The following is an 18,657-nucleotide window of genomic DNA, read 5'->3' as shown; positions in this document are numbered from 1 at the left end:
AAACCATGCAAACGCTCACCGATACCGAACTCAGCGGCTTTTCCCGCCTCATGTTCGAAGCCGCTGGCATCACCCTGGCACCGTCGAAAAAAGCGCTGGTCGAAGGGCGTCTTTCAAAGCGGCTGCACGCGCTCGGGCTGGCGACTTTCACCGATTACCTGCACCATCTGCGGCAAGACGCCGCCGAGCGCCAGCAGGCCATCGACCTGCTCACCACCAACGAAACCTATTTCTTTCGCGAGCCGCGGCACTTCGCCTATCTGTCGGAGCAAATCATTCCGCATGCGGATACCTCGCGCCCATTCCGGGTGTGGAGCGCGGCCTGCTCCAGCGGCGAAGAGCCCTACAGCATCGCCATGGTGCTGGCCGAGCGCATGGGACAACGGCCGTGGGAGATCGTGGCCTCCGACATTTCCACCCGGGTGATCGAGCAGGCGCGTCGCGCCATCTACCCGATGGAGCGCGCCGAAAAAATTCCCCAGCCCTACCTCAAGGCCTTTTGTCTGAAGGGAACGGGGGCACATGAGGGTAGTTTTGCGCTGCAGCCCAGCATCCGCGAGCGGGTGCGCTTTCAGGTCATCAATCTCAACACCGCCCTGCCCGACATCGGCCAGTTCGACCTGGTGGTGCTGCGCAATGTGATGATCTATTTCGACGCCGAGACCAAGCGCGCGGTTTGTCGTCGGCTGCTGGATGTGCTGCGGCCCGGCGGGCATCTGTTCATCGGTCATTCCGAAAGCCTGAACGGTCTGGATCTGCCGCTGCGCAGCCTTCAGCCCGCCGTCTATCTCAAGCCGCAATGAAAACTGCGCCGTTCCCCGCACCTGCCGAGGCCGCGCAGGAAGAGCCGCTGGAAATTTTTCTGCAGCCCGGCGAGCTGTATTTCGGCGAAGGGCGCACCCGCGTGCGCACCCTGCTGGGCTCGTGCGTGGCCATTGCGGTGTGGCACCCGCGGCTGAAGATCGGCGGGCTATGCCATTACATGCTGCCCGGCCGCGGCGCGCATCATGGTGCTCACCGTGCGCTCGACGGCCGCTATGCCGACGAGGCCATGCTGCTATTCCTGCGCGATATGCAGGCGGCGGGCACCCGCCCCGATGAATACGAGGCCAAGCTGTTCGGCGGCGGGCGCATGTTCACGCAGGAAAAGCCCCTGCATGTGCAACACGGCTGCCTGGACGTGCCGTGCAAAAACGTACTGCGCGGACGCGAACTCGTGCGTCAACATGGCCTGCGCCTGAAGGCCGAACATCTGGGTGGCGAAGGCCACCGCAATGTGCTGTTCGAGATTTGGAGCGGCGACGCCTATCTGAAATTCTGGGGCCAGAACGCGCAGCAAAGCATGGGTTGAGTCCCATCAAAACCCTTCCTACTGGAGACGCTTTCATGATTCGGACCGACAAGGTCAAGGTGTTCATCGTCGACGATTCCGCCGTGGTGCGGCAGGTGCTGCAGGCCGTGCTGCTGCGCGATCCGGGCATCGAGGTCATCGGTGTCGCACCCGACCCGCTGTTTGCCCTGCAGCGCATGCAGCTAGGCCAGTGGCCCGACGTGCTGGTGCTCGACGTGGAGATGCCCCGCATGGACGGCATCACCTTCCTCAAGAAGCTCATGGTCGAGCATCCGCTGCCGGTGGTCATCTGTTCCACACTCACCGAAAAAGGCGCGCAGATCACGCTCGATGCTCTGGCGGCCGGGGCCGTCAGCGTGGTGACCAAGCCGCGCGTGGGCCTGAAGGACTTTCTGGTGGAGCAAACCACCGAGCTGACGCAGACCATCAAGGCCGCAGCCCGCGCCAACACCGGTAGTCTGCGCGCCTTGTCGCGGCCCGTGGTCAGCGTGGCCAAGGCCCCCGCGCCGCCCACGTTCACCCCCAGCGCGCATGTGCTGACCGACACCACCGAGAAGATCATCGCCATGGGCATGTCCACCGGCGGCACCGTGGCGCTCGAGCGCGTGCTCACCACCCTGCCCCGCACCCTGCCGGGCATCGCCGTGGTGCAGCACATGCCGGAGAAGTTCACCGCGACTTTTGCCGAGCGCCTGAATTCCGTCTGCGCCCTCGAAGTGCGCGAGGCGCGTGACGGCGACCGGCTGATTCCCGGGCTGGTGCTCATCGCGCCGGGCGGCCGCCACATGCAGGTGCGGCGCAGCGGCGCGCAGTACCACGTCGAAGTACGCGATGGCCCGCCGGTCAACCGCCACCGGCCTTCGGTCGATGTGCTGTTCCGCTCAGTGGCGCAATGCGCCGGGCGCAACGCGTTGGGCATCATCCTCACCGGCATGGGCGACGACGGCGCGCGCGGCCTCAAGGAAATGCACGACGCCGGCGCCCGCACCGTGGCGCAAGATGAGGCCACCAGCGTGGTCTACGGCATGCCCAAGGAGGCGGTGAAACTTGGCGCCGCCGACCGCAGCCTGGCCCTGGGCGACATCGGCGCGGCGATGGTGGAATACGGCCGCGGTTGACCCGAAAGTCGCGCTTCACACGGGGTCTTCCCCTATGCAGCGGCACTGGCCTCGTGTCGTTACATAAGCATCAAGTTAAACCTCTCTCTACCCTGATGAACAACCTTCGTATTCGCACCCGCATGACCTTGGGCCTGCTCGGAATGCTGGCCGTCATCGTGCTCAATGCCGCGTTGGCGCAGCAGCAATTGGCGCAATCCAACGCCCGGCTCGACTCCATCGTGCATGTGCAAAGCCAGCGTATCGCCCTGCTCAACACTTTTTTCACCAACTTCCAGGGCACCACGGCAGCGCTGTATCAAACCCTGCTGAACCCGGCACACGCGCAGGCGCAGCAGGCCCTCAAAAAGCAGCTCGCCGAAAACCGTGAAAGCACGGCCCAGGTGTTCAAAGAGTTGCAAGCCTTGCCGCCGGATGCCGAGGTCAACGCGCAACTCGCTGAAATTCACAGCCTGATGGCAAAGAACCGGGGCGTGCAGCAGCAGGTCATCGGTCTGATGCAGCAAGGGCTCTATCCGCAGGCCAGCACCATCTACACCCAACTGGCTTCGCCCATCGTGCTCGCCATGCACCAGCACATCAGTGCGTTGATCGCCCATCAGAAAGCGCAGATGCAGGCGGCGTATGCGCAAAGCCAGGCTGCCTATGCAAGTGCGGTTCGCCAGGCGCTGTGGATCACCATCGGCTTCATCCTCGCAGCAATGGTGGGCGGCTTCTGGATCACCCGCTCCATCACCCTCCCCTTGAGCGAGGCAGTGCATGTCGCCCAGCGCGTGGCCGAAGGCGATCTATCGGTGCGGGTGCTTTCCACGTCGAAGGATGAAACCGGGCAGTTGCTCACGGCTTTGGCAGACATGGTCGGGCGGCTGACTTCGGTCATCGGCTCGGTGCGTTCGTCTGCCGAGCAACTGCTCTCGGCGGCCACGCAGGTGTCGGCGACTTCGCAGAGTCTGTCGCAGTCGTCCTCAGAACAGGCGGCTTCGGTGGAGGAAACCTCGGCCACGCTGGAGCAGGCCACGGCGTCCATTCGCCAGAACGCGGATAACGCGCGTCTGACGGATTCGATGGCGCAGCAGGCGGCAGGCCAAGCCCGTGAAGGGGGTGCGGCGGTGCAGGGCACGGTCTCGGCGATGCAAGCCATCGCGGAGCGCATCTCGATCATCGATGACATTGCGTATCAGACCAATATGCTGGCTTTGAATGCGGCGATTGAAGCGGCCCGAGCTGGGGAGCATGGCAAGGGCTTTGCGGTGGTGGCCGCGGAGGTGCGCAAGCTGGCGGAGCGCTCTCAGGTGGCGGCCAAGGAGATTGGCGATCTGGCGACTTCGACGGTGAAGCAGGCGGATGCGGCAGGTAGCCTGATTGCGCAGATGGCACCCAATATCTCCAAGACCTCGGATCTGGTGCAGGAGATCACGGCAGCTTCGGAAGAACAGTCCACCGGCATGCAGCAGATCAATCAGGCCGTCGCCCAGCTCTCGGCGGTGACGCAGCAGAACGCCTCGGCTTCGGAACAACTCGCGGCCACTGCCGAAGAGATGAACGCGCAGGCGCAGGCTTTGCAGGAAATCATGGCGGGCTTCCGGCTTAGCCAGGAAGCGCAGGTCACGGCGGCTAAACCGGCCGCACGGTCTGCCGCAAGCAAGGCCCGGGTGGCTACCGAGGACAGTCTGCCGGTGCTCGCGCAATCGCAGCCAGAATTCGTGCGGTTCTGAACCTCAACATCCCCCTTCACACACTCACCTTCCGTTCACAAGGAACTCTCATGCGATCCAGACAGGGCTTCAAGCTCGACATTCGCCGCAGCCTGTTGCTGCTATCCGCGCTGTTCATTCTCGGAATGATCGGCATCACCCTGCTCAATGTGAGCCGCTTGCAGTCGTCCATTCTGACCGAGCGCGAATTCATGCTGCGCAACGCCACGCAAACCGCTGAGGGCGTGATTCAGTATACTACCAGCAGGCGCAGGCCGGCAAGCTGAGCTGACCACGCAGCAGGCCCAAACCCAGGCGATGGCCGCCGTCAAGGACATGCGCTACGGCGCGAAGAAAGACGGCTACTTCTGGATCACCACCGACACCACCCCGGTGCCAACCATGCTGATGCACCCCACGGTGCCCGCGCTCATCGGCAAGGTGCTCGATCTGCCCAAGTTCGACAACGCCACCGGCTACCGCCCCGGGCTGGAGGCCAAGCCTGTTGATACCGACGGCAAGATGAACCTCTACACCGCGCAGAACCTCGCGGCAAAAAATCCCGATGGCGGTATTTTCGAGTACCGCTTTCCCAAGCCCGTTGCGGGCGGCGGCGCCACCCAAGAGGCCTTCCCGAAAGTGGCCTACGCGATCAATTTCGCGCCTTGGCACTGGGTGATCGGCACCGGGGTGTATGTCGATGACGTGAGCGCGGCCGCGTGGGCTTACAGCACGCAGGGCCTCATCATCTCGGTCATCGGCATTGCCCTGCTGGTGGCGCTGGCGCTGTTCATCACCCGCCGCACCAACGCTTCGATGCGCAACGCCTTCGCTGTGTTTGCACGGCTTGAGCAGGGTGACTTGACGGTTCGCATGGGCCGCCGCAGCAACGACGAAATCGGTCAGGTCATGGCCTCCGCACAAAAGATGATCGACCGTTTTACCCAGACCATCGGCTCGGTGCGGTCGTCGGCCGAGCAGTTGCTCTCGGCGTCCACCCAGGTGTCGGCCACTTCGCAGAGTCTGTCGCAGTCGTCTTCGGAGCAGGCCGCTTCGGTGGAACAAACCTCGGCGACCGTCGAGCAGGCCGCAGCCTCGATACGCCAGAACGCGGACAACGCCTCTGCGGCCGATGCGCTCGCCCAACAGGTACTGCAACATGCCGACAGCAGTAAATCCGCCGTTGGGCAGGCTTCCACCGCCATGCAAACCATCGCGGATCGCATTTCGCTGATCGATGACATTGCGTACCAGACCAATATGCTGGCTTTGAATGCGGCGATTGAAGCGGCCCGCGCCGGAGAACATGGCAAGGGCTTTGCCGTGGTGGCCGCCGAGGTGCGCAAGCTGGCCGAGAAAAGCCAATCCGCAGCCAAGGAAATCGGCGATCTGGCCTCTACAACGGTCAAGCACGCCGATCACGCCACTCACCTGATTTCTGAATTGGTCACTCTGAAGACGAAGAACTACGGTCTCGTCCAGGAGATCGCTGCGGCGTCCACGGAGCAGGCCACCGGCATGCAGCAGATCAATCAGGCGGTGGCGCAGCTCTCAGCCGTCACTCAGCAGAACGCCTCGGCTTCGGAACAACTCGCGGCCACCGCAGAAGAGATGAATGCGCAGGCCAGCGGTCTGCAAGACCTCATCAGCCAGTTCAAAACCGACGCCCAAGCGACGCCAGCCGTAGCCCAGTCGCGCACACCAACGCCCCCCGCGCGCCGACCCGCTGCCACGCCGCGCCCAGCCCTGGCTGCGGCCGGTGCGGGCGACTTCGTCAAATTCTGATCAGCCTATTTTCCAAGGAGCCCCATATGACGACCGCCATCGCGCATCCGTCTTCCACCCCTGCCCTGCAACTGGCGGGCAACGCCCAGCCCACCAGCGGCCAGTACCTGACCTTCACCTTGCAGAACGAGATCTATGGTCTGGACATTCTGCGGGTACGGGAAATTCTGGAATACACCCGCCCGACCACAGTGCCGATGATGCCGGCCTTTGTGCACGGCGTGATCAACCTGCGCGGCAACGTGGTGCCGGTAATCGATCTGGCGCAGCGCTTCGGCCGCGCGCCCACCGCCTTGCAGGCTCGCACCTGCATCGTCATCGTTGAAATCGAGGGCGAAGACGGGCCGCTGGCCATCGGCGTGCTGGTCGATGCGGTCAACGCCGTACTCGATATGGAAGCCGGCCAGATCGAACCGGCGCCGAGCTTCGGCACCGGCCTGCGGCAAGAGTTCATCCGCGGCATGGCCCGCACCGAAGCCGGTTTCATCATCCTGCTCGATGTGGGTCGTGTGCTGTCGGTCGAAGACATGGCGGGTCTGGCCAGCGCCTCGCATATGGCCGCCTGATTTCTTCTTAACCGATTTCTCTTCCACTCTTTCCATCGACCAGAGCACGCCATGACCCTCGCTTTGCATCAACGTCTTCAGTTCCGCATCCTTGCGCCGATCGCCTTGGCGATGTCCCGAACTCAGTTGCAGGTTTGAGCTGGTGGACGGGGAGCATTATGCTGCCAGACGTTGATCTGGCTGCGGTCGCAGCGCCCGGACGAGTTCAGGAAGCTGTGCAAAGCCCTTGATGCGGCGCATGCCTCGCTCGCTCTCCAGGAAGCCCATCACCGTCCAGCGCAGCGCCATGTCGGCATTCTGATAGTTCGTCACCCGCTGGCTGTGGCGGCGCACCACCGAGTTGGGCGACTCGATGATGTTGGTGTTGCTCAGGCCGCGTGCCAGAGCCCCTTGTACGCCCAGAGTGGCAGCCGTGAACATCTGCTCCAGGCCTTCGAGCACGCTGGCCGCCGCATCGGGGTGCTGAGCCTTGAGTTCCTGGGCCAGTGCCTTCAGGCGCCCAATGCCGTTGACACGCTGCAAGCCAAACGCTGCTTTCATGCGCCAGGCCACCTGCTCGCGCATGTCTTTGGGCAAACGCTCGGGGACGTTCCTGATCTTGTGGATCTGGCAGCGCTGCACCTTGGCCGCCTGGCCACACAGGCTGTTGATGGCACTGGCCAGGGCCTTGGATCCATCAATCACCCACAGGCGAGACACATCCAGATCTGAACCGCCCCGGGTTTTGAGGAGGCTCCTTCGATTGAGAGAATGGAGCCATCATGAGGAAGTCCCCGAAGTTTTCCCCCGAGGTGATCGAGCGCGCCGTGCGCATGGTGTTTGATGCCAAGGATCAGTACCCGTCGCAGTGGGCGGCGATCGAGTCGATTGCCGGCAAGATCGGCTGCACGGCCGAGACGCTGCGCAAGTGGGTGCGCCAAGGCGAGCGCGACAGCGGCGTGCGGCCCGGCGCCACGACGGTCGAGCAGCAGCGCATCAAGGATCTGGAGCGCGAGAACAAGGAGCTGCGCCGTGCCAACGAGATCCTCAAGCTGGCCAGCGCGTATTTCGCCCAGGCGGAGCTCGACCGCCATCACAAGAAGTGAACGCCTTCATCGACGCGCACCGCGCGCGTTGCGGGGTCGAGCCGATCTGCAACGCCTTGCAGGTTGCCCCGTCGGCGTACCGGCGTCATGCCGCCCGCTTGCGCGCGCCGGCGCTGCTGCCGGCGCGTGCGCGGCGTGACGCCCAGTTGCGGCCCGAAGTGCAGCGCGTGTTCGACGCCAACCTGCGCGTCTACGGCGCCGACAAGGTCTGGCGACAACTGCAGCGCGAGGGCGTGACGGTGGCACGCTGCACGGTCGAGCGGCTAATGCGCCAGGCCGGGCTGCGCGGGACGCGACGCGGCAAGTCGGTGCGCACCACCGTGCCCGATGCCAAGGCGGCGTGCCCGCTGGACCGGGTGAACAGGCAGTTCCGCGCCGGGCGGCCCCGTCGGCCACGGTTGCCTAGCGCCCTGGATACGGCGGCAGGATCATTGTGCGGTTCACCAGCACATTGAACGTGTAGCCGTAACCGTTAACCAGCCGGCGTTCTTGCCTACACGGCCGTCTTGTGCAAATCCGATCGCAGCGGCTGATCGGCGAAGTGCAGTTTCCACAGCCTTGGCGTGAGCGCGGCCACGTTGGAGGCCGGGTGCTGCCCCACGCGCTGCAGCACGTCCACGAGGTAGGTGGTCGGGTCGACGCCTTGCAGCAGGCAGGTGGCGATGAGGCTCTGGACGATCCCCACGTGCTGCGCACCGACCTCCGTCCAGCAGAACAGCCAGTTGCGTCGCCCCATGGGGATGGGCCGCAGGGCACGCTCGATGTGGTTCGTGTCGATCGGCACTGCGGGGTCGTCCAGGAAGACCTCCAGCGCCGCGCGGCGCTCGCGCACATAGGCCAGCGCCCGGGTCAGCGGGTTGCTCGGCAGCAAGCCCTGCTGGGCGAGCTGCTGATCCACCCAGGCGAAGAACGCCTCCACCTGCGGTTTGCTGTGGGTGAGCCGATGCTGTTGCTTGGCCTGCCCTGCGAGTTTGGCCGTGCGGATATCCTCCTCCACCCCATACAGCGCGCCGATGTGGCGCAGCGCTTCGCCAGCGGCCTGCGGTTCGGCGCCCTGCGCTTCAAAGAATGTGCGCCTGGCATGCGCCCAGCACTGCGCGTGGGTGATGCCCGTTTTGCTCGCATAACGCGCATAGGCCGCGTAGCCGTCGCTCAGCAAGACCACCCCCGGCCGAGCGCATCCCAGGACTTTCTGCACGTGCTCGGCACGGCGTGAGGTGAAGTGGGGGAAGCACACCTCGTCGCGGTCGCCGTACACCGGCCAGAAGTAGGTGGCCTTCATCTTGCCACCCCCGGCCTGGCCGGCCTTGATCGGGGTCTCGTCCATGGTGATGACGTGCCCGGCCAGGATCGAGGCGAGTTGCGCATCAACGATCGGCGTGAGGAGGCGGGCTGCTTGTTGCACGAGCTGCGTCAGCCACGGACGGCTCAGGGTCAAGCCCGCGTCGAGCAGGCGCTGGTGCTGGCGGTACAGGGGCAGGTGCCAGCGGAACTTGTCCACCAGCACGCCGGCGATGAAGCTCACGTCGGCACGACTGCCTTCGAGCACGCCTGTGGGCGCCGGGGCGCAGTGCAGGGTTTGCGTGTCGAGCCGCTTGATGATGGGGCGCACGGACTTGAGCACCACATAGCTGCCCGCACGCTGGGCCAGACGGTGGCTGATCTTCTCGCCGATGACCTCATACTGCTCGGGGGCGAGCCCCTGCGCCTCAAGGCTGGGCAGCGTGATGGTCTCGACGGGGACGTTGGCAGCGTCGAAAAACGCCCCGGCATGGTCTTCGGCGAAGTCGTTCTGGGCCTTGCGCCGCTTGTGCGCCGGCACGGTTTGTTCGGGTTGGGGCGATGCGGCCTGCGGGGGGGCATCTCATCCAGCACCTGCCCGAGGTGCAACTGCTGGGCATCGGGCACGAAGCGCTCGCTCTTGGTGCCGAAGATCTGGCGTTTGAACCAGTCGAGCTGGCGTTGGAGCTCGGCGACCTGCAGCTTGAGTGCATCCATCGCCATGGCTTGCATGCGCATGATCTGCACAACCCGCTCGGGCCCCAGGGCCGCCACCTCGGTGGCATCGGGCAGGGGGATCGACGGCACGGCAGACATGCAGTCATTGTCGTGCTCAACACCGTGCCATGTCTGCTTCGGCAGGCAACAGGCAATAACGTTTGTAGCGGCGTGTGGGCTCGATGCCTTCGAGCAGCATCTTCAGCGCCGTGGGGTCGATCTCGCGCTGTGTGACATGGCGCCAATCGCGGATGAAACGCCCGGCTTCCAGCCGCTTGCTCCACACGCACCAGCCGCTGCGGTCGAAGTACAGCACCTTGATCTGGGTGCCACGCCGATTGACGAACACGAACAGGTGCCCCTGCAGGGGATCGACGGCAAAGCCAGAGCGCGCCAAGGTGTATAGCCCGTCGAAGGACTAACGCATGTCCGTGGGCTGGCCCCACAGGAACACGCGAATGCGGCTCTCAGGGAAAAACATCAGCCCTGCACCAGGCGCACACGGATGCCGTCGCCCAGCTCCAAGCTGAGCTCGAACGCACGCGCCGCGCTGCCACCGATGGCCCCCAGATCGACGAATGCGGGGCCTGGCGGCGGCGTCTTGGGTGCCGCGGCAGGCCCCTTGCGCGGCGCGCCCAACAGTCGGGTGCGCCAGCGCCGAAAGCTGCTGCGGCATACGCCCTCGCGGCGGCAAAACTCCTCAACCGTCAACCCGGCTTGCGCAAAACGATCGAACAGCGCCCGCCAACTGTGCTCGTCCAGGTGTCGGCGCCGCTTGACCGGCAGCATCCCTTGCGCTTGCTCTTGCATCGCTCAGCCTCCATCGTGTGATCGATAATGGGCATTGTTCAGCGTCATGCTGCGCGCGAAAAGAACGCCGAGGGGTTACCGGTTACGTGTAGCCTGGCCGGATCCTCAGCGTGGGCTGGATGTTCAGGTTCTTGTTGAGCAAGTTGGTGCCGACGCTGTTCATCTGCTGCGCAAGGGTTGCAGCGGCCTGCTGGCCCGCCGTCGGCGTGTTGAAGGCACCCGCGTTCTGCGGCTGGCTGAGTTGGGCACCGACACCGAGTAAGCTCATCAAGACCGCGCTGCCAAAGATCCGCATGTAATGGTTATCGACCTGGTCGTAGAAACCGGCCTGCCCTTCGCCGTCCGCGCCGCTCATCCCTTTCAGGTTGATCGTGGCACCGTTCGGGAAGATCAAACGATTCCATGCAACCAATACGCGGCTCTGGCCGTAGGCGACATCGCTGCTGTACTCACCAACGATGCGAGTGCCTTGCGGAATGAGCACCACGTTCGGGTTGAGGCTGTCATAGACCGTCTGCCGCACTTGCGCCGTGATCGTGCCCGGCAGATCGCTGTCGATGCCGGTCAGCATGACCGCAGGGATGACGGCACCGGCGAACAATTCATGGTTGCCGATAGGCGGCTGCACCGCTGCATCGAGGTAGCCATTGGACGCCCCTTGCCCTTGGCTGGCAAGGAACGCCTTGTTCGCATCTTGCTGGGCCTGCGGGTTCTGGGTTGCGCCTGCTACAGCCGCGCCTTGGAGTCCGGAAAGCGCGGCCAGCGCCTTTTGAATGGCGGGATCGGTCGCGCCTTGCGGGGTTGCGGCCAAGGCGGCGAGAGTGCGCAGCGTGTCGGCTTGCGATGAGGCCGCAGTTTTGGGCTGGCTACTGCTTAGCGCTTCTATATCGCCCGCGCTTGTCTTGGCAGAATGGGCCGCCTGCTCTGCCAGAACCGCGTTTTCCAGATCCTTATAGTGCTGCTCGACCAGCCACTGGTGATATTTCTGCGCCGGCGTCAGTTGCGGCGGCTGGCCGCCTTGCAATGGCGCGCTGCTTGCGCCAGTCGGATTCAACGGGGACGCCGGGCGGCTGGCCGTGCCCGCAGGGGCCGACGCGACGCCGCGAGGTGCGAAGGGGAAAGCCTGCGCACGAGACTGTGATGCCGTCGGCGCAGGCGGCGGGGTCGCGCCGACCTGGTCTGTGCTGCTTGCGGTCAGCGCGCTGTCTTGCGTGTCGGATTTGTTGCCCGACGTCGCAATGCCAAACAGGATCAACGCACTAAGGGCCGACAGCGCGCCAACAATGGCGGTCTTGCTTTTGCTCGACAGGCGCTTGCCCTGCTTCGCTTCGCCCTTGATCTTGAGCGCCTTGCCCTTGCCCTTGCTGCCTTCCTCTCTGACTTTCCCCGGCCCGACGACGTCGGCGATCGGCGGAAGCTCGGCAGGATCCGGCGGTGCGGCGCCTTGGTTGCCAGATGGCTTCTTGTCCTCATCCATTTTTCGTGTCCTCACTGTTCATTGGCTCAACCCCGGATGTCACCGCCAAAACGCATCATCGCCCGGCCCGCCGTGCTCGCACGTCACGCTGCGGGAGTCCTTGCCAACGCCGACGGCCAGTTTGAATTTCTCCGGCAGGCCGTCGATGATGTAGTAGCCATGCACCAGGCGGCTGTTCATCAGCTCGGTCTGGCCGTTGGTGACGTTGAACACGGCGGGCGCGTCGGTGAATTTCATCGACTGCGGCATCTGCAGATAGGTGTGTCCGCCGCCGGCAAAGACGCGCACGGGCACCATGCTGGCGTCATCATTGCCGCCGTTGGCCTTGCAGGTGAAATTGAAATCCAGACTTGCCGGATCGATGTTGCCCAGCGGGGCAACTACGGCCTGCTTTTTGGCTTCGGCCTTGGCCCGTTCTGCCGCCTCGGCCTGCTCGGCCTGCTTTTGCATGTCGATGACAAGCTGCTGCGGGTCATAAAAGCCGACCAGCGGCACGTATTCATGGGCGTCGCTTTGCAGCGTCATGTAATAGACGCGCCCGGCATCGGTGGCGACGACGAGGTTGGTCACCAGCCCGGTGGCGGTCGGTTTGACAACAACAACCGGGCGATCGCCGGCGGTGGTCGGTTGCACCAGCCAGCGGACAGAATCACCGATGCTCAAGCTGGTGATGTGCTCGCCGGGCAAGAGGTTGATAACGCAGACATGCAGCGGGGCGCAGGTGATCGTCGGGCGGCTCTGGCCGTAGGCATACATCACCTGCCCGTTGGTGCCGATGATGTCATTCGCTACACCGGTTTTCAGCCACTGCTGCGCGGCGGCATCCGTGGCGCGGTATGACAGCGGCACGGGCGGGGTCTGGCTTGCCAGCTCGTGGCTGGTGCGCCCGTTGTCCGGCGTGCCGACTGACGGGGTCTGCCCGCCCGCAAAGGCAGGGGCAAAGAAAGAGGCCGACAGCGCGGCGGCGAGGATGGTGCGTTTCATGGTGATTTCTCCAGGTTGACGGGCTGGCTCAAGACACGCTCTGCGCCCAGTTCAAGGACTGAATAAAGATGCCGAGCGGGTTGTCGAGCATCACTTGCGGTTTGTCGGCCAGCTTGGGATCCACGCCGACGGTGATTTGCGCTTTCCAGTGCGTGGTTGTGCTGTTCTGGCCGGGGATGGTTTTGACTTCCGTCCAGTTCACCTGATAGGTGTTGGCACCTGTCGGCAGCACGCTGTTGATCTGCGGGTTGACCGTGTAAGTCACGCCAAACGGGCTGTGGGCCTTGAACCAATCATTCACCGTGCTGGCGGCGTTGCTGGACAACATCGCGTAGCTGCGGTTGAGTAGCGTTTGCTGCGCTGTCTGATCGGGCAGCACGGTGCGCGTGTTCACGATCCAGTTTGCGAGCTGCGCCTCGATGATTCGCTGCGTCACGCCAGAACCGTCGCTTGGCCGCGCGACAGCAATCGGGCTGCCCATTTTGTCGATCGCTACGACGAAAGGCTTGATCTTGGATTGGGCGCCGATATAGGCCACACCGATCACGGCGACGGCCGATACAGACAGCGCCGCGAGGGCGGCGATGCGCCAGGACTTGGCGCGGGCGAGTGCGTCGCCGTATCGTTCATCCCATTCACGCCGAGCATTCAGGTAGGGGTTGGCTTGGGCCACGTGGATTCTCCTTGGGTGGGTTGTCTGTAGAGATATGAGCGACAGCGGCAACACCGCAAATCGAGGCCCGCACGGCCCGGCGGCGGCACTTCTTTTTGCCCCTGTTTGCCCCTCGCTGGCACCGCCAATTGATCCATCGGTGACCGTGCGGCGGGCTCGATTTTGGGGCGTTCAAGGCGCAGCCGAGAACGCCGGGGTGGGGTGTCGGGCGGAGCCTGACCAGGGTGGGACGGCGCACACAAACGCAGAAAACGCCAAGCGAAGCGGGCGGTTTCGAGGCTTGTGGGCACGGCCCCTTACCCTGCACTTATTTTTTTACGCGGGATGGCCGGGTTGTTACGCCTGTCAGAGCACTTTTTACCGCTGTCGTGATTCCTGTCGAAGCGGTTTTGTTCTCCTGTCGTGATTCCTGTCGAAGCACTTTTTTCGACTGTCAGCGCACTTTGTGACGCTGTCAGCGCGCTTCGTGACGCTGTCGGAGCGTTTTGTGACGCTGTCGGGCCACTTTTTCGCCTGTCAGAGCACTTTTTACCGCTGTCAGCGCGCTTTGTGACGCTGTCGGCGCGCTTTGTGACGCTGTCGGAGCGTTTCGTGCGGCTGTCGCTACGCCCGTCGTGCCGCCTGTCGTTATATCTACACATCAGCCACCCTGGAATGCGGTGCAGCATGAACACGGACACGCAAAATTTCACCGAAGATCCCGCAGGGCACATTCGCCAGCGTGCGGACGCGACGCTGACACGGCGGCTGCAAGATCCGCAGCGACTCTCGCCCGGCTCATTGGTCGGGGTTCTTTTTCCCGTCATCGAGAAGTATTTGGCGGCAGGGCTGACACTGGAAGACATCGCAACCGCTTTGCAAGAAGACGGTTTTGCCGTCAAGAAAACACACCTCGTTCGGCATCTTGGCTCGCTGCGCGCCGAGCGCGGATCAAGGACGCCGCCACCGCCCGCCGCGATTCCAGCCGCCACGCAGCCAGCGCCCGTTGCGCCAGCACCCGCCGCGACAGAATCGGTCGCGACAGTAGGGGCAAAGAAAGAAGCGGCATTGGTGCCCGCACCGGCGGAGCCTCGCGCAGAGGCCGCATCACCCCCAGCGCCCCTGCCCGAGATCCCGGTTGGCAACCTGACCGATGTGCAGCGGTCGGAGATCGTGAAAAGGTGGATCGCGTCGCAATTCGGCGACCGGCACCCGAAGCAGATCAAGCCCGATGAGCTACCCGCCGAAGCGCTGGCGTGGTTAGAAAGGCTTTGGGGCGTATCCGCCCCGATCAACGAGCAGACCGGCCAACCGTATCAATTCATGCGCCTCACCTTTGACGGCCGCCCAATGTATGACAACCCGCTTTTCCCGCCGCAGGCGGTTCCGGTGGAAAACGGAGACGTCGGCTACATCATCATTCCGAATGATCGCGCCAGGGAGATCATCAAGAAATACGGCTTGCGGCTGGTGGCAAGCGACAAGTACAAGTCGTCGCTGCATATCGTTGACAAGTACGGCCGGAAGCGTGGCGGCGCGATATTGCAGACAGATTCGCGCACTGTCGAGCGAACGGTGGCTGATATTGAGGCTTCAATCGAGCGGGCGAGGGCGAGCGGTGAGCAGTACTAGGCTGCCGGTCCGTCGCATATCTAATCACTAACCGGAGAACGCGATGAGCGACACGAACGAAGAGCGGCCATCCTACCGCAAGCAGCGCAGCAGCATCATTCGCGATCACGGCCTGCGCCCGATCACTGCCAGCAAATGGGTTGACGAGGAAACGGCGAAAGCATGCGCGGAAATGCTAGGGCGTGTTAACACTAATTGCACCGATGGGGCCGGTGAGCGACACTGCTGCACATGGAAATCAGCAATTCGCCCTTGTCGAACATTGTTTGCCCAAGCAACGAGGCAACGTCAGCATGACCAATCTGCAAGTCGTCAATGCCATGCTGTACGTGGCCGAACAGGGCTGCAAGTGGCGCGGGCTTCCCAAGCGGTTCGGCAACTGGCACACGATCTACACGCGCATGCGGCGCTGGGCCAAGGCGGGCGTGCTGGACAAGATGTTCGAAGAGCTGCAGCGCCAGCAGGTGGTGCGCATCAAGATCGAGGCGGTCTCGCTGGACAGCACCAGCATCAAGGTGCATCCCGACGGCACTGGCGCTCTAAAAAAAACGGACCGCAGTCCATCGGCAAATCCCGAGGCGGCTGGAACACCAAGGTTCATCTGGTTGCCGCGGATGCTCGAACGGCCGTAACGTTTAGCCTGTCTCCCGGGCAGGCGCACGATGCGCCCGAGGGCAGGAAGTTGCTTGAAAGCCTGGGCCCAACGAGCCGCCCCATTCACTTGCTGATGGACCGCGCTTACGAAGGCAATGAGACGCGCCAACTGGCTCTGGACCTTGGCTTCATCCCGGTGGTGCCGCCGATGAAGACGCGCATCGAGCCATGGGAGTACGACCGAGAGATGTACAAGCGCCGCAACGAAGTCGAGCGCCTGTTCCGACGCCTGAAGGGCTTCCGGCGCATCTTCTCTCGGTTCGAAAAACTCGACGCGATGTTCCTCGGCTTCCTCAGCTTCGTGCTGGTGGTCGATGGACTTCGCAGTTTGTGTTAACAGGCCCTAGATGAAATGCGCGGCCGAGGCCCGCAGGTCGGCGTTTCGTTTTTCCTGCGCGAGCCGATGTTGAAGAACCCGAGCTATATCGTTGCGTCCTGGATGCAAAACCGGGGATCGCCAACGATGTTCCGGCGCGCTGGCACGGTCGGCGAAGCGCTACACCTGATGCAGCAGGAATGGCGCCGCGCGCTCTGCGCCGAATACGCGACGCCGTGGTCTGAGCTTCACGGCGATGATGAGCGCCACCTGTACGAAACCCGGTCGGCGGTCGCCGAAGGCTTTGTCTAGCCGGGGCTTGATTGATGCGCAAGCTCGCTGCAGCAGCAGGCTATCGTCGCTCGGCGACATGCGGACTCAGCCACCTCTTGGTTCAATTTTGGTTCACTCGTTGAACAAAAAAGAACTAAAGAAAACTTTCGAAGAACGAAGAACAACAACCGTAAACCTATGTTTTTAAATGGCTTTTGCGTCATCGCCACGACCGAACAATGACTTGCAATCGGCTTATTTTTGGACTGTTAATCCGTAGGTCCCTGGTTCGAGCCCAGGTCGAGGAGCCAAATTTGGCTTATGAATCAAGCACTTGGCGTCGTAAGACGCTAGGTGCTTTTTTTGTTCAGCGTTGCCATTACTCTGAGGTGCTCGGGCTCCAGAACGCCTGGTGGACTTGCGGCAGCGCAGATAGCCCCTCGACCAGGGCGTCGAGCGCGTCGCCATCCACCGAGGTGGCCATCAACGTGGCCTCGATTTCCACCTCGCCTTGCCCGAAGGGATGCTGTTGCAATTTGCGAATCGGATAGCCCGCGGATTCGAGCATCTGCCCGACCCGCTCCAACGTATCCTGGCAATCCTCTTTTGCCGCGATCACATGCGCCGTGTAAGTCGCCTCGACCGCCTCCGTATCGAGCGGCTGTCGGTTCATCGCATTGACTAAGGGCCGCAACAGGGTGTTTGCCGCAAGCACGAACAAAGCGCCCAGGCTGGCCTCGAAAAACAGCATCGCTCCGCAGGCCGCGCCGATTGCAGCTGATCCCCACAGCGTTGCGGCGGTGTTGATCCCGCGCACATTGCCCTCTTCGCGCATGATCACCCCCGCCCCCAGAAAGCCGATGCCCGAGACCACATACGAGATGACCCGCACCGATCCACCGTGTCCGTCGAGCCGGTCGGCCATGTTGACGAATAGCGCCGCGCCGACCGCCACCAGCACATTGGTGCGCAGCCCCGCGGTACGTTGCCGGTACTGGCGCTCATAGCCCACAATGCCACCGAGCACAAAGGCCATCAGCAGGCAGGCAAGGATCTGAACGCGGGGATCATTCCACAGGACGGTCATGCTATGTCTCACGATTCACAAGGCCAGATGCAGACGCAGCCCGGCCGCCAGCGCGCTGGGATTGACACCTCCCGGATGCCAAAAGCGCTGCACATCGGGCTGCACGGCCAGAGTCGGAGTGATTTGCAGCGAATACACCGCTTCCAGCACCGTCTCCGGCGACGGTGCATGCAGGTTCACCCGGCTCACGCCGACACTGAACTGATCTTGCGGCCGGCTGGAAAACGGCCCGGTCACCAGCACCCCGGCGGCGAAAAACTGCGTCACCAGATTGACTTGCGTCGGGGACGTGCCAGCCAGCACGAACGCACCCCATTGCTGCGTGCCGCATGTCCAGCGCGTCTCGCCCACCAGGTAAGCGCCAGCGGTGGTCGGGCCGATGGTCGGGTCGCTTTGCCGATAGCGCCAGGCGCCGAGCTTGAGATCACTGCTCGGCGGATCGTCCTGGCCTGCCACTGCGCTCCATTGCACCTCCCCGATCCACAGTGCCCCCTGGCGCAGCGCACCCGCAAGCCCGGGCGGGTTGCCCTGCCAGATACCGGCGTGTGCCGTCCAGGCGGGGGTGAAGCGGTATTCCGCCATCGCCCCGAGACCCGGGTTTGGAAATGAAGGGGCGTTGAAATTTGCGGTGAAGTTCGGCGCCAGACCAAACGAGCTGTTTTGCAGCAGATCCGAGACGTCACTCGCCTCGAAATACTGGTTGATGTCCATGATGCCCACGCGCACAGCTGCCGCGCCCAGTTGCTGCCGATAGGTCAGCTGATACAGGCGCAGGAAATTGGGCGCCCACTCGTTGTTCGGATACTGGATCGCCCCGGTGCGGTCGGGCAGGTTGCCATCCGAGCGCACGCCTTCGATGCTGAATTCGATCAATCCACCCGGCCACCAATGGGCGGCTGCGGTATCCAGGCTGCCTCCCCACTGGAACAGCACAGAGGATGCCGGGCGGCTTTGCAGCCCGCCGGAGAGATTGGCCTGACTTTCCAGATCGAGCCGGCCCGAGGTGCTCAGGGCCACCGAGTCCGCATAGGCCGCAGGCAGCACTGCTGTGCCCAGCACGATGGCCAACAGAACGACATACAGAAACAACAGATGGAATTTGCGCATGATGCGTCCTTCCCTCCCGATTCCGGATCGGGATCGTGACGGTTCGAGGTGCAGAGTTGTGCGCGCGG

At 63.3% G+C, this 18,657-nt stretch carries 18 protein-coding genes, 2 pseudogenes and 1 other annotated feature; of the genes and pseudogenes, 11 read left to right on the top strand and 9 right to left on the bottom strand.

Annotated elements, in window-relative coordinates; genetic code table 11:
* Positions 1 to 5: 5 nt before the first annotated feature.
* The 7 genes from ACZ47F_RS08120 to ACZ47F_RS08090 all read left to right on the top strand — a co-directional run bounded on the left by ACZ47F_RS08120 (position 6) and on the right by ACZ47F_RS08090 (position 6,514).
* Positions 6 to 803: a CheR family methyltransferase gene (locus tag ACZ47F_RS08120; protein WP_156052797.1), complete on the top strand. Its 798-nt coding sequence runs from the start codon at positions 6 to 8 to the stop codon at positions 801 to 803.
* Entirely contained in the window at positions 800 to 1,351 is a 552-nt protein-coding gene (locus ACZ47F_RS08115; protein ID WP_464924236.1) for a chemotaxis protein CheD, read from the top strand. The genes ACZ47F_RS08120 and ACZ47F_RS08115 overlap by 4 nt, the downstream gene beginning before the upstream one ends.
* Before the next feature lie 35 nt (positions 1,352 to 1,386).
* Positions 1,387 to 2,469, top strand: a complete 1,083-nt coding sequence (locus ACZ47F_RS08110) for a protein-glutamate methylesterase/protein-glutamine glutaminase (RefSeq protein WP_156052799.1) — start codon at positions 1,387 to 1,389, stop codon at positions 2,467 to 2,469.
* Between the two features lie 95 nt (positions 2,470 to 2,564).
* Entirely contained in the window at positions 2,565 to 4,184 is a 1,620-nt protein-coding gene (locus tag ACZ47F_RS08105; RefSeq protein WP_464924235.1) for a methyl-accepting chemotaxis protein, read from the top strand.
* Between the two features lie 50 nt (positions 4,185 to 4,234).
* The gene (locus tag ACZ47F_RS08100; protein WP_464924234.1) at positions 4,235 to 4,450 is read left to right on the top strand and encodes a hypothetical protein; all 216 of its coding nucleotides are present in this window, start codon (positions 4,235 to 4,237) and stop codon (positions 4,448 to 4,450) included.
* A 31-nt stretch (positions 4,451 to 4,481) separates the two neighbouring features.
* Positions 4,482 to 5,948 (top strand): methyl-accepting chemotaxis protein, encoded by a 1,467-nt coding sequence (locus ACZ47F_RS08095; protein ID WP_464924233.1) that lies wholly within the window; start codon positions 4,482 to 4,484, stop codon positions 5,946 to 5,948.
* A gap of 26 nt (positions 5,949 to 5,974) precedes the next feature.
* On the top strand, positions 5,975 to 6,514 hold the full coding sequence (locus tag ACZ47F_RS08090) for a chemotaxis protein CheW (protein WP_156052794.1): 540 nt from the start codon (positions 5,975 to 5,977) through the stop codon (positions 6,512 to 6,514).
* 156 nt (positions 6,515 to 6,670) lie between these two features.
* Here ACZ47F_RS08090 and ACZ47F_RS08085 read toward each other — a convergent pair whose 3' ends face one another.
* Positions 6,671 to 7,198 carry a transposase gene (locus tag ACZ47F_RS08085; protein WP_464924232.1) on the bottom strand — a complete coding sequence of 176 codons (528 nt, stop codon included), beginning with the start codon at positions 7,196 to 7,198 and terminating at the stop codon, positions 6,671 to 6,673.
* A 77-nt stretch (positions 7,199 to 7,275) separates the two neighbouring features.
* On the opposite strand from ACZ47F_RS08085, the pseudogene ACZ47F_RS08080 reads away from it, so the two are divergent.
* Positions 7,276 to 7,991 (top strand): annotated as a pseudogene (locus ACZ47F_RS08080) (IS3 family transposase); the annotation flags it as partial.
* Positions 7,554 to 7,670, top strand: a sequence feature (AL1L pseudoknot). (Overlaps the previous pseudogene by 117 nt.)
* 101 nt (positions 7,992 to 8,092) lie before the next feature.
* Here ACZ47F_RS08080 and ACZ47F_RS08075 read toward each other — a convergent pair.
* From ACZ47F_RS08075 to ACZ47F_RS08050, 6 genes and pseudogenes are all read right to left on the bottom strand, one after another.
* A pseudogene (locus ACZ47F_RS08075) lies at positions 8,093 to 9,696 on the bottom strand (IS66-like element ISCARN15 family transposase).
* Positions 9,697 to 9,712: 16 nt separating this feature from the next.
* Positions 9,713 to 9,994 (bottom strand): IS66 family insertion sequence element accessory protein TnpB, encoded by a 282-nt coding sequence (gene tnpB / locus ACZ47F_RS08070; RefSeq protein ID WP_464924231.1) that lies wholly within the window; start codon positions 9,992 to 9,994, stop codon positions 9,713 to 9,715.
* An 83-nt stretch (positions 9,995 to 10,077) separates the two neighbouring features.
* Positions 10,078 to 10,407 (bottom strand): IS66 family insertion sequence element accessory protein TnpA, encoded by a 330-nt coding sequence (gene tnpA / locus ACZ47F_RS08065; protein WP_464924230.1) that lies wholly within the window; start codon positions 10,405 to 10,407, stop codon positions 10,078 to 10,080.
* 82 nt (positions 10,408 to 10,489) lie between these two features.
* Complete coding sequence (locus ACZ47F_RS08060) at positions 10,490 to 11,884, bottom strand: TraB/TrbI/VirB10 family type IV secretion system protein (RefSeq protein ID WP_464924229.1); 1,395 nt, start codon at positions 11,882 to 11,884, stop codon at positions 10,490 to 10,492.
* A 39-nt stretch (positions 11,885 to 11,923) separates the two neighbouring features.
* Positions 11,924 to 12,868: a TrbG/VirB9 family P-type conjugative transfer protein gene (locus tag ACZ47F_RS08055; RefSeq protein ID WP_464924228.1), complete on the bottom strand. Its 945-nt coding sequence runs from the start codon at positions 12,866 to 12,868 to the stop codon at positions 11,924 to 11,926.
* 28 nt (positions 12,869 to 12,896) lie between these two features.
* Positions 12,897 to 13,541 carry a VirB8/TrbF family protein gene (locus tag ACZ47F_RS08050; protein WP_464924227.1) on the bottom strand — a complete coding sequence of 215 codons (645 nt, stop codon included), beginning with the start codon at positions 13,539 to 13,541 and terminating at the stop codon, positions 12,897 to 12,899.
* A gap of 666 nt (positions 13,542 to 14,207) precedes the next feature.
* Here ACZ47F_RS08050 and ACZ47F_RS08045 point away from each other — a divergent pair.
* The 3 genes from ACZ47F_RS08045 (at position 14,208) to ACZ47F_RS08035 (ending at position 16,434) form a co-directional block, all read left to right on the top strand.
* A complete protein-coding gene (locus tag ACZ47F_RS08045; protein WP_464924226.1) occupies positions 14,208 to 15,152 on the top strand; it encodes a hypothetical protein in 945 nt (314 codons plus the stop codon).
* 203 nt (positions 15,153 to 15,355) lie between these two features.
* Positions 15,356 to 16,143 (top strand): IS5 family transposase gene (locus tag ACZ47F_RS08040; protein ID WP_464924225.1). Its coding sequence is split into 2 segments (ribosomal slippage): positions 15,356 to 15,692 and positions 15,692 to 16,143, totalling 789 coding nucleotides; the frame shifts between segments, so codons are not numbered across the junction.
* 66 nt (positions 16,144 to 16,209) lie between these two features.
* Complete coding sequence (locus tag ACZ47F_RS08035; protein WP_464924224.1) at positions 16,210 to 16,434, top strand: hypothetical protein; 225 nt, start codon at positions 16,210 to 16,212, stop codon at positions 16,432 to 16,434.
* Between the two features lie 340 nt (positions 16,435 to 16,774).
* Here ACZ47F_RS08035 and ACZ47F_RS08030 read toward each other — a convergent pair whose 3' ends face one another.
* Positions 16,775 to 17,482: an MgtC/SapB family protein gene (locus ACZ47F_RS08030; protein WP_464924223.1), complete on the bottom strand. Its 708-nt coding sequence runs from the start codon at positions 17,480 to 17,482 to the stop codon at positions 16,775 to 16,777.
* Between the two features lie 15 nt (positions 17,483 to 17,497).
* Positions 17,498 to 18,589 (bottom strand): carbohydrate porin, encoded by a 1,092-nt coding sequence (locus ACZ47F_RS08025; protein ID WP_464924222.1) that lies wholly within the window; start codon positions 18,587 to 18,589, stop codon positions 17,498 to 17,500.
* Positions 18,590 to 18,657: the final 68 nt, after the last annotated feature.

The organism is Thiomonas islandica (assembly GCF_055383445.1).
Note: the sequence above shows the minus strand (reverse complement) of the source record. Positions and strands in the feature narration are given on the sequence as shown.